We start from the raw sequence: 9,754 nt of genomic DNA, 5'->3' as shown, positions 1-9,754 counted from the left end.
GCGACTGTCCACGACTCGGCCGGGCGCGCACCGCTCCGGCCCCCCGGCGGCCGCCGGACGGCGGGCCTGGTCAGGCTAGGGGACCGGTGCGCCGCGGCCGGACGGCGCGCGGGCCGACACGCCCGGGGTGCGCCCGTACGGCCCTGCCCGGCCACGGACCGGCCCCGGCGGCGCGGCCGGGCCCCCGTCGGCGCCCGGGGCCGGGCGCGGCGCTCTGCACAGACCTCGCCGAACACGCGAGGATGTCCGCGCGCACCGACACGGCGGGCCGGCGCCACGAGGCGCACCGCCGGTCGGACCGACGCACCCACGGACACGGGCAGGACCAGGAAGCCGGCCGGGAGTCCGGCCGCGGAACACGGAGGTCACGGTGGCGGAGCCCAGTCGACGGAGGATTCTGGGCCTGGGCCTGATGGCGGCGGCCGTCACGTCCTGCGGCCCTCGCCGCCCGGATCCGGCCGCCGCCCCGGACCCGTCCGCCCCGCCGTCCGCCGGGGCCGTCGCCACCGGCCCCAGCCCGAGCGGCACCCCGAGCGGTCCGTCCGCCGAGGGGCACGGCCGCCCGGAGGGCGAGCGCTCCCTGCCCGGCAACCCCGACTGGGAGATCACCGACCCCGGCCCGGACGGCGCCATCGAGGGCTTCGCCGACCGGGTCAGCGTGCTGCCCGGCGAGACCTTCGGGCTGCACGTCTCCACCCCGGCCGCCGCGTTCACCGTCTCCGCCTACCGGATGGGCTGGTACGACGGCGCCCGCGCCCGGCTGGTCTGGCGCCGCGAGCACGTGGCCGGTACCCGGCAGGCGCCGCCGCACGTGGACCCGGTGACCCGCACCGTGCTGACCGGCTGGCAGCGCACCCTCGCGGTGGACACCGCAGGCTGGTCCGAGGGCGCCTACCTGCTGCGCCTGGACGCCGAGGACGGTTCCGGCCGGCGCTACGTCCCGCTCACCGTCCGCTCGGCCACCACCGCCGGCCGGACCGTGGTCATGAGCGCCCCGGCGACCTGGCAGGCCTACAACGAGTGGGGCGGCCACAGCCTCTACAACGGCCCGACCGGCGGTCTGGCCACCCGCTCGCTGGAGGTCGTCTTCGACCGGCCGTACGACTACGACCACGGCGCCGGCCTGTTCCTGGTGTACGAGGCACCGCTGGTCGCCCTCGCCGAGCGGCTCGGCCTGCCGCTCGCCTACACCACCGGCATCGACGTGGCCCGCGAGCCCGGTCTGCTGGCCGGGGCGAGCGCCGTGCTCTCGCTCGGCCACGACGAGTACTGGTCGCCCGAGCAGCGCGCCCACGTGACGGCGGCCCGGGACGCCGGCACCAACCTGGCGGTCCTGGGCGCGAACTGCTGCTTCCGCCGGGTCCGCTTCGAGCCCACCGACCTCGGGCCGGACCGCACGGTGGTCTGCTACAAGGACGCCTGGGCCCAGGACCCGGGCCACCGGGCGGGCGCTCCGGCGACCACCGACTTCCGGGCCGGCCCCGGCGCCGACCCGGAGAGTTCGATGCTCGGCGTCATCTACGACGGTTATCCCGTGGACGCCCCGTACGTGGTCACCTCGCCCGGCCACTGGACCTTCGAGGGAACGGGCGTCGCCGCCGGGGCGTCCTTCCCGCACCTGGTGGGGGTGGAGTACGACCGGGTGGACACCGGCTTCCCCACGCCCCGCCCCATCGAGGTGATCGCCCACTCCCCCGTGGTCTGCGACGGGCGGCACTCCCACTCCGACACCGCCTACGCCACCGTGCCGAGCGGGGCCGGGGTGTTCGCCACCGGGACGATGCGCTGGGTCGAGGCGCTGGAGGCGCACGGCCCCGGCGGCGGCCGGGCCGACCACGGCATCGACTCCCACGCCGGTGACCTGGTTCGCCGGGTCACCGAGAACGTCCTGCGCGCCTTCGCCGCCGGGCCGGCGGGTCGCACCCGTCCGGCCCAGGACAACCTGGCGGCCGTCTACGGCACGGCGTAGCGGGGCCGGTTCAGCCGGTGGTGGGCGGGGTGAAGGTCTCCACGGGGCCGAAGTCCGAGTAGTGCTCCTTCGTCACGACCCGCTGACCGGCGACCACCGTGGAATGCTCGGCGCGGACCATCCGGCCGAGCCGGTCGATCCACAGTTCGCAGTCGACCCCCTCCGTGCCCGCGTTCTGCTGCCCGCCGTTCCCGTAGCACGGGTCGGCGCGGCGCATCTCGGCCGGCGAGAGCCGGGCGGCCAGGTGGTACACCGGCACACCCGCTTCGGTCTCCATGCCCTTGCGGGCGGCGGGCCCGGCGTCCAGCAGCACCTTGACGAAGCCGGCGGTGATGTCGGCGTCGTTCCGGGGGGCCACCAGGGCCTTCGGATCCGTCGTCCACCGGGGCCGGTCCTCCGTCTTGTCCCGCCGGTGGCGGACCCCGTCCGCAGTCACCTGTTCCTCCCACATCACGACCTCGGACCCGCGGACGGTCTTCGTCTCCGACCGGGACCCCTCCTCGGAGGTGTTGTGGTTCGTCCGGCCGGTGGTGGTGAACACCTCTTTCTCGGGTCCCTCGCCCGTCTCGACGACCATCTCGAAGGCCGTGACGTACGGCTCCCGGAAGCCGTGGGCGATCGCGGCCGCCGGATCGAAGGCACCGCTCGCGTCGGCGGGTGCGCCGACCGCCGCGGTGGAGGTGGGCACCGGGGAGGCGCCGTCCGAGCTGCAACCCGTGACCGCGAGGAGCAGGGCCGTGGCGGGCAGGAGGATGGCACGACGGGACGTCACAAGTGTTCTCCGGGACTACCGTTCCGAGTGTCTGCGGCCCGTCACCGTACCGCATCGCGGTCGAACGGGCTTGCGCCCCTGCCCGGAGCACCGGGAGGCGTGAGGCCCCGATACACTCACACGGTCCAACCACCGTAAATCATCAGGAAATCCGACCGGTACGGCAGCGTGCCGTCGGCAAGGGCACGAGGGAAACAGAACATGGTCGAGGCCTCCCCCAAGGTCGTTGTGGTCGTCCCCACGTACAACGAGCGGGAGAACCTCCCGGTGCTCGCGGGTCTGCTCGCGGAGCTTCCGGTGCCCGACCTGCACCTGCTGGTGGTCGACGACAACTCCCCCGACGGCACCGGCGAGATCGCCGACAAGCTCGCCGCGGACTCCGACGGCACCGTGAGCGTGCTGCACCGCACCGAGAAGGACGGCCTCGGCCGGGCCTACCTGGCCGGCATGGCCAGGGCCCTGGACGACGGCGCCGACATCGTGGTGCAGATGGACGCCGACCTCTCCCACCCCGCCTCGGCGATACCCGCGATGGTCGAGACGCTGCGGACCGACGGCACCGCCGTGGTGCTGGGCTCCCGCTACGTCCCCGGCGGCTCGACCGCCGCGGAGTGGCCCTGGCACCGCAAGGCGCTCTCCGCCTGGGCGAACCTCTACGTCAACACGATCCTCAGCCTGGGGGTGAAGGACGCCACCGCCGGGTTCAAGGCCTGGCGGGCGAGCACCCTGCGCGCCATCGACCTGCCGACCGTGCGCAGCAACGGCTACTCGTTCCAGGTCGAGATGAACTACCGGGTCGTCAAGCGGGGCATGACGATCCGCGAGGTGCCGATCCGCTTCGAGGAGCGGATCGAGGGCGCCTCCAAGATGAGCATGGGCGTCCAGGTCGAGTCCGCGCTGGCCCCCTGGAAGCTGCGCTTCGACCGCGACAGCTGACGGCCGCCGGTCCGGGTCGATGCGGTCGTACGGGTGCCGTACGGCCCGGCGACCGGTGTGAAGCGCCGCCGCGGGGAAAGAAGGGCGGCATGGCCCTTCTCCCGGAGTCCCTCACGGACCTGGTCCGCCGCTGCGCCCGAGACCCCTTCGTGGTCCAGACCGTCCGGGCCACCGTCGCGGCCACCATCGCCTACGCGGTGGCGACGCGGCTCAGCAGCGAGCCCGCGCCGCTGACGGCGCCGCTGACCGCGCTGCTGGTCGTCCAGGTCACCGTCTACTCGACGCTCAAGACCAGCGTCCGACGGGTCAACTCGGTGGTGGTCGGGGTGCTGATCGCGATCGGGTTCAGCGCCGTGGTCGGGCTCTCCTGGTGGAGCCTCGGGCTGATCATCCTGGCCTCCCTGGTCGTCGGCCGCTTCGTCCGGGTCGAGGAGTTCGTCCAGGAGGTCGCGATCAGCGCGATGCTGATCCTGGGCGTGACCAAGCTCGCCTCGCAGGCCTGGGACCGGGTGCTGGAGACGCTCATCGGCGCCGCCGTCGGCCTGCTGTTCAACCTGGTGTTCGCGGCACCGGTCTGGGTGGACACCGCCGGGGAGTCGATCGAGGACCTCGCCCGGCGGGCCCGCCAGCTGCTGCTCGACATCGCCGAGGAGCTGGGCCGCCCCACCCCGGTGGCCCGGGCCGCCGAGCGGCTGCACGAGGCCCGCCGGCTGGACCAGGCCATCGCCGACGTGGACGCGGCGCTGCGCCAGGCCGAGGACAGCCTGCGCTTCAACCCCCGGATCAGCGAGGGGCTGCTGTCCCGGCTGGTGCTGCGCACCGGGCTGGACACCCTGGAGATCTGCGTCGTGGTGATCCGGGTGCTGGCCCGCTCGCTGACCGACCTGGCCAAGCGGCGCGGGCCCGACCAGGAGCTCTTCCCTCCGGACGTCGCGGTGGGGCTGGAGGAACTGCTGGAGCACGTCGGCGGCGCGATGGTGAGCTACGCGGTGCTGGTGACCACCCAGGTCAGCCGCAACGCCGAGGAGGCGGAGGAGCGGCTGACGGCCGAGCTGGCGGCGGCCTGGACCTGCCGGGACAACGTCGCCCAGGTGCTGCTGCGCAAGGTCCAGGAGCACCCGGAGGCCTGGCAGCTCCACGGTTCGATACTGGCCGAGGTGGACCGCATCCTGGACGAGATGGACCTGGAGCACCGCGGCCGGCGGCTGATGGAGGAACTGGACCGGGCCTCGGTGGCCAACCAGGAGCGGTTCTCCCGCTACGCCTGGCTGCGCCGCCTGGTGCGCGGTGAGCGGGCGCGCGGCGACCGGGCGGCCGTCACGGCGGAGCGCCCGGCGGCGTAGCACCGGAACCTCCGCCGTGACGGGGCCGTGCGGCCGTGCGGCCGTGCGGTTGTGCTCAGGGCATCAGCCAGGGCTGCTGCGGCAGCGGGTGGCCGGTCTCCAGGTAGGTCTTGAGGTTGGCGAGCACCGCCGACCAGCCCTGTTCGGCGTCCGCCCGCGCGGCCTCGTCGCCGAGGTTCTCGTGGGTGACGGTGAGCCGGGTGAGGTCCTGCCAGCCCTGGATCTCGAAGGTGACCCTGGAGGGCCACCCGGTGCGCTGCTCCTGGGGCCCGGCCCAGGTGGTGACCAGCCGGTGCGGGCGGTCGGCCGCCTCGACGCTGCCGATCACGTCGGCGATGCCGGAGCCGTCGGCCCGCTGGTGCTCCCAGGGCGCACCGGGCAGCCAGGTGGAGACGTTGCGGTGGCCCCAGTAGACGCCGGACTCATCGGCGTTGGTGAGCGCGTGCCAGACCCGCTCGGGGGTGGCCCGCAGGTAGGTGATGCCGCGGTGGCCGAGGGCGGTCACGGCCTCACCCCTCGGCCGCGTCGAGCAGCGGCTGGATCTCGATCTTCCGCATCCGCAGCATGACCGCCATGACCCGGGCCGCCCTGGCCCGGTCCCCGTCGCCGATCAGGTCGAGCAGCACCCGCGGGGTGATCTGCCAGGAGAGGCCGTAGCGGTCCTTGAGCCAGCCGCACGGGCCGTCCTGGCCACCGTCGGCGGTGAGCTTCGCCCAGAGCTCGTCGACCTCCCGCTGGTCGTCGCACTCCACCTGGAGCGAGATCGCCTCGGTGAAGCGGAACTCGGGGCCGCCGTTGAGGGCCGTGTACGGGCGGCCGGCGAGCTCGAACTCGACGGTCATCACCGAGCCGGCCTGGCCGGGGCCGGCGTCGCCGTAGCGGGTGGTCCTGACGACCCGGGAGTCCGGGAACAGCGTGGTGTAGAAGGCGGCGGCCTCTTCGGCCTGGTGGTCGTACCAGAGGAAGGTGCTGATCTTCTGCATGTGCCCGACGGTAGCGGCGGGCCGCGACCGGGCCACCGAGCCACGGCCGGGGGTCACCGGATCGGCGCCCCCGGCGGGTTGACCACGCCTCAGTGCACCCAGCCCGCGTAGCGCTGGGCGAAGCGCCGGCCGGTGTGGGCGGTCACGACGACGTCGTAGCGGCCTTGCCGGTCCAGCGGCCAGGCCAGGTCGGCCTGCTTGCCGGGCTTGACCCAGACGGTCTGCGCGCTGCCCGCGAAGTCGTTGGGCGCGGCGGTGAAGGCCACGTCGGTCATCCCGTCGTTGGCCAGTTGCAGGGTGAGCTCGCGGTTGCCGCGCAGGTCCGCGGTGACGATCGGCACGCCGACGTCGTTCTGGCCGTCCTGTCCGTCGCGGACCACGGCGCCGGCGAAGCGGCGGACGAAGCCGTCCGGGCCGTGCACGGTGAAGTCGTAGCGGCCGCCGGTCGCGGCGGCGTCCCAGACGTACCGGGCGGTGGCGCCGGGCGCGACGGTGTACGGGGTGCCGGAGAAGGGCAGCAGGATGTTCGGGTAGACGGTGTAGGGGAAGGCCACCGAGCCGTCGTTGCTCATCACGCAGGTGACCTTGCCGGTCTTCCGGTCCACCTCGACGTCGGCCCACGGCTGGTACGGCAGCGGGCGGTGCGGTCGCTCGCCGCGCTCCTGCGCCGGCATCGCCTGGGTTCCGACCGCCGGCAGCGCGACGCCGGGCAACTTGGTGCCCGCGTCGGCCCTGGCCATCAGGGCCTTGGTGTCGGGCAGCACCGGGATCGAGTACTCCGGGGCGGCGAAGTCGAAGCAGCTGGTGAGGTCGCCGCAGACGGACCGGCGCCAGGCCGAGATGTTGGGCTCCGCCACCCCGGTGACCAGCTCCATGAAGCGCAGCACCGAGGTGTGGTCGAAGACCTGGGAGTTGACCCAACCTCCGCGCGACCAGGGCGAGATGACCCACAGCGGCACCCGGTTGCCAAGGCCGATGGCCCGGCCGTGGGTGAACTCCTCGGGGGTGCCGGGCTCGGGGGTGGGCGGCACGACGTGGTCGAAGTAGCCGTCGTTCTCGTCGTACATCACCAGGAAGACGGTGTGCCGCCAGACCTCCGGGTTGGACATCAGCGACGTCAGGGCCTGGTCGACCCAGTGCGCGCCGTAGGCCGGGCCGGCCTCCGGGTGCTCGGAGAACAGGTAGGGCGCGACCAGCCAGGAGACGGTCGGCAGGGTGCCGTCCTTGCAGTGGCGGTCGAAGTCGGCCGGGTCGAACTTGGTCATCGCGTTGACGTACCGCGGGTCGTCGTGCGGGAAGGCGTGGAACTGCCTGAAGTAGGAGAGCGCGTTGTCGTCGTAGTCGCCGGTGCGGTCGTCCTTGCTGGGGTTGTGGTAGACCCGCCAGCTGACGCCGGCCGCCTCCAGGCGCTCGGCGTAGGTGGTCCAGTCCGCGACGGGGTTGTCGGTGACCGGGGTGTTGTCGATCCACGGGCCGGTGGTGCCGTCTCGGCCGGGGCCCGAGGTACCGGTCCACAGGTACAGGCGGTTGGGGTCGGTCGGGCCGGCCAGCGAGGTGAAGTAGGCGTCGCAGACGGTGAACGCGTCGGCCAGGGCGTACTGGTAGGGGATGTCGTCCCGGGTGAAGTAGCCCATGGTGCGCTCGCCCTTGGCGGCGATCCACTTGTCCATCGCGCCGTTGTTGATGGCCTGGTGGCCGGTGGCCCAGTCGTGCGGGAGGCCACCGGCGTTCTGCGCGTTGTACTTGGCGGTGTCCATCCGGTACGGCAGCATCACTCCGCCGTCGCTGCGCCGGTTGTCGGGCTGGCGGAACACGTCGGTGCCGTCCGGGAATCGGAGCGCCTGCTTGTCGCCGAAGCCGCGGACGCCGGACAGGGTGCCGAAGTAGTGGTCGAAGGAGCGGTTCTCCTGCATCAGGACGACGACGTGCTTGACGTCCTTGACGGTGCCGGTGAGCGGGGAGCCGGGCTTGGGGCCGGCGGCCGGGGCCGGGGCGGCCTCCGCCTGGGTGGCCGCCAGACCGGTCAGGGCGGTGGCGCCGACGGCCGCGGTGGCGCCGACGAAGGTGCGGCGGGAGAGCTCGGGCATGGCGAACTGGCCTCTCGGGGCTGGGGTTTGGGGAGCCTGGGCGCTCGGAGTCAGCGGGTTCGGAGCCGGAGCGCTCGGAACCGGAGGACTCGGAACCGGAGGGCTCAGAGCTGGAAGGTGGCGACCGCGGCGGCGGTGTCGGAGGGCCACTCGTTGGCGGCGGTGCCGGGCTCGGGCTGCGGCCAGTCGGCGACCAGGGTGTGCGCCTCGACCAGCTTCAGCGGGCCCGCGTACTGGACGTAGTCGACGCGGTCCTGGGGTTCCGGACGGTCGCCGCGCCGCTTGCGGGTGGGCGACCAGGTGGCGCCCGGGGCCTTGACCGGGTCGCGGTTCTCCTCACGGAAGGTGTCGGTCAGCCCGGCGGCCTGGAGCGCCGCGGTGACCGGCCAGGCGAGCGCGCCGACCCCCTGGTGGGCGGCGGCGGTGGCGGCCGTCCAGTCCCGGTGCGAGGGCGAGGAGAGCGCGCCGGCCAGCACCACCGGGGTGCGCCGGGCGATGTCCGCGCGCACGGCGGCGGCCAGCGCCTGGGCCTGCTTCAGCCGCGGCGAGAGTTTCTCGGCGGCCACCACCTCGGCGGCGGTCCGGCCGTCCTGGACGGCGTAGGGGCCGTAGCCCGCCTCGTCCAGGTGGGCGGCCCAGAAGCGCACGGTGCGGCCTCCGGGCAGCCGGAGGGTGGCCGCGGCTGCGGGCAGGTCGGCGGTCGGCGGGGTGATGTCGGTGAGCGGGTGGCGGCTGAGGATGCCGACGCTGCCCGGGCTCTGGTACGCGTACCAGCCGAGGGCGTCGGCCAGGGTCGCGGCCCGTTCCCCCGCGGTCTCCTGGAGGGCGAGCACGTCCAGACCCTGGGCGAGGACCACTCGCAGTTGCTTCTCCAGCGCGTCGGTGTGGGCCGCGCCCGCGTCGTGGAGGTTCCAGCTGGCGGCCTTGAGCCGCGGCGCCGCGGCCGGGTCCACCACCGGGACGAGGACCGTGACGGTGTCGATGGCGCCCGCGCTGTCCTTGACGCCGACGACGACCGTCTCGGGGGTCTTGCCGGGGGTCGCGGGCGCGGTGCCGGTGAGCGTGCCGTCGGCGCTGACGGAGGCCCAGGCCGGGCCGCCGACCTTGCGGTACGCGGCGGAGCCGGGCGGGTTGCCGGCCGGGCGCGACCAGAGGCCGCCGACCTTGACCGCCACGGCGGCGCCCGGGGCGACGGGCGTGGCGGTGAACGCGTCGACGGCGGCGTGCGGGCGGACGACGGCGGGCTTGGGACGGAAGCCGAACGGCTCGGTGCGGGCGAGGACGCCGTATCCGTCCTTGGCGAGCAGGTAGGCGGTGTACGGGCCGCCGGTCAGCGCGGAGGTGTCGAGCTGGACCTCGCCCGAGGTGCCCGGGGTGTACTTCCACAGCAGCGAGCCGCCGTTGCCGGGCTGGCGGCCGTCGTCGTAGATGCCGACCCAGTTCTTGGCGTCGGGGGCGTCGGTGGTCCAGCGGAAGGTGAGCCGGTCGCCCTCGGTGGGGCCCTCGGCGGGGTTGCTGGAGGAGCTGAGCGTCAGGGCGCTGCCTGCGGCCACGGTTGTCCTGTCCGCCGCCCGGAGGTCCGGGGCCGCCGGGGACGGCGCACCGGTGCCGGGTCCGGCTGGTCACGGAGGCTGGGAGGAGGCGCCCACAGTTGGCTGTACAAC

General features: G+C 74.0%; 8 protein-coding genes. 3 read left to right on the top strand and 5 right to left on the bottom strand.

The features are described from left to right. Nucleotides 1-412: 412 nt before the first annotated feature. Nucleotides 413-1,969: a N,N-dimethylformamidase beta subunit family domain-containing protein gene (locus ACFRMQ_RS32115; RefSeq protein WP_380734248.1), complete on the top strand. Its 1,557-nt coding sequence runs from the start codon at nt 413-415 to the stop codon at nt 1,967-1,969. 10 nt (nt 1,970-1,979) lie between these two features. Here the strand turns inward: ACFRMQ_RS32115 and ACFRMQ_RS32110 are convergent, their stop codons facing one another. After that, nucleotides 1,980-2,741, bottom strand: coding sequence for a hypothetical protein (locus ACFRMQ_RS32110; RefSeq protein ID WP_380734247.1), 762 nt, complete (start codon nt 2,739-2,741; stop codon nt 1,980-1,982). 201 nt (nt 2,742-2,942) lie between these two features. On the opposite strand from ACFRMQ_RS32110, the gene ACFRMQ_RS32105 reads away from it, so the two are divergent. Together ACFRMQ_RS32105 and ACFRMQ_RS32100 are read left to right on the top strand one after the other, a co-directional pair. Continuing rightward, nucleotides 2,943-3,677 (top strand): polyprenol monophosphomannose synthase, encoded by a 735-nt coding sequence (locus ACFRMQ_RS32105; protein ID WP_380734246.1) that lies wholly within the window; start codon nt 2,943-2,945, stop codon nt 3,675-3,677. Between the two features lie 89 nt (nt 3,678-3,766). Beyond that, nucleotides 3,767-5,020 (top strand): aromatic acid exporter family protein, encoded by a 1,254-nt coding sequence (locus ACFRMQ_RS32100; protein ID WP_380734245.1) that lies wholly within the window; start codon nt 3,767-3,769, stop codon nt 5,018-5,020. A gap of 55 nt (nt 5,021-5,075) precedes the next feature. Here ACFRMQ_RS32100 and ACFRMQ_RS32095 read toward each other — a convergent pair whose 3' ends face one another. The 4 genes from ACFRMQ_RS32095 to ACFRMQ_RS32080 all read right to left on the bottom strand — a co-directional run bounded on the left by ACFRMQ_RS32095 (nt 5,076) and on the right by ACFRMQ_RS32080 (nt 9,643). Continuing rightward, nucleotides 5,076-5,525: an SRPBCC domain-containing protein gene (locus ACFRMQ_RS32095; RefSeq protein WP_380734244.1), complete on the bottom strand. Its 450-nt coding sequence runs from the start codon at nt 5,523-5,525 to the stop codon at nt 5,076-5,078. A 4-nt stretch (nt 5,526-5,529) separates the two neighbouring features. After that, nucleotides 5,530-6,003: a VOC family protein gene (locus ACFRMQ_RS32090; RefSeq protein WP_380734243.1), complete on the bottom strand. Its 474-nt coding sequence runs from the start codon at nt 6,001-6,003 to the stop codon at nt 5,530-5,532. Nucleotides 6,004-6,092: 89 nt separating this feature from the next. After that, entirely contained in the window at nt 6,093-8,090 is a 1,998-nt protein-coding gene (locus ACFRMQ_RS32085) for a phosphocholine-specific phospholipase C (protein ID WP_380734242.1), read from the bottom strand. 104 nt (nt 8,091-8,194) lie between these two features. Next, nucleotides 8,195-9,643: an endonuclease/exonuclease/phosphatase family protein gene (locus ACFRMQ_RS32080; protein WP_380734241.1), complete on the bottom strand. Its 1,449-nt coding sequence runs from the start codon at nt 9,641-9,643 to the stop codon at nt 8,195-8,197. Nucleotides 9,644-9,754 lie beyond the last annotated feature (111 nt).

Origin of the sequence: Kitasatospora sp. NPDC056783, from assembly GCF_042789895.1 — a bacterium.
GTDB lineage: Bacteria > Actinomycetota > Actinomycetes > Streptomycetales > Streptomycetaceae > Kitasatospora.
This window is presented reverse-complemented; position numbering and strand designations above follow the sequence as displayed.

Bases quoted from the DNA above. Each gene is read 5' to 3' on its own strand.
- ACFRMQ_RS32115 (WP_380734248.1), top strand. From the start codon at position 413: ATGGCGGCGGCCGTCACGTCCTGCGGCCCTCGCCGCCCGGATCCGGCC.
- ACFRMQ_RS32105 (WP_380734246.1), top strand. From the start codon at position 2,943: ATGGTCGAGGCCTCCCCCAAGGTCGTTGTGGTCGTCCCCACGTACAAC.
- ACFRMQ_RS32100 (WP_380734245.1), top strand. From the start codon at position 3,767: ATGGCCCTTCTCCCGGAGTCCCTCACGGACCTGGTCCGCCGCTGCGCC.
- ACFRMQ_RS32090 (WP_380734243.1), bottom strand. From the start codon at position 6,003: ATGCAGAAGATCAGCACCTTCCTCTGGTACGACCACCAGGCCGAAGAG.
- ACFRMQ_RS32085 (WP_380734242.1), bottom strand. From the start codon at position 8,090: ATGCCCGAGCTCTCCCGCCGCACCTTCGTCGGCGCCACCGCGGCCGTC.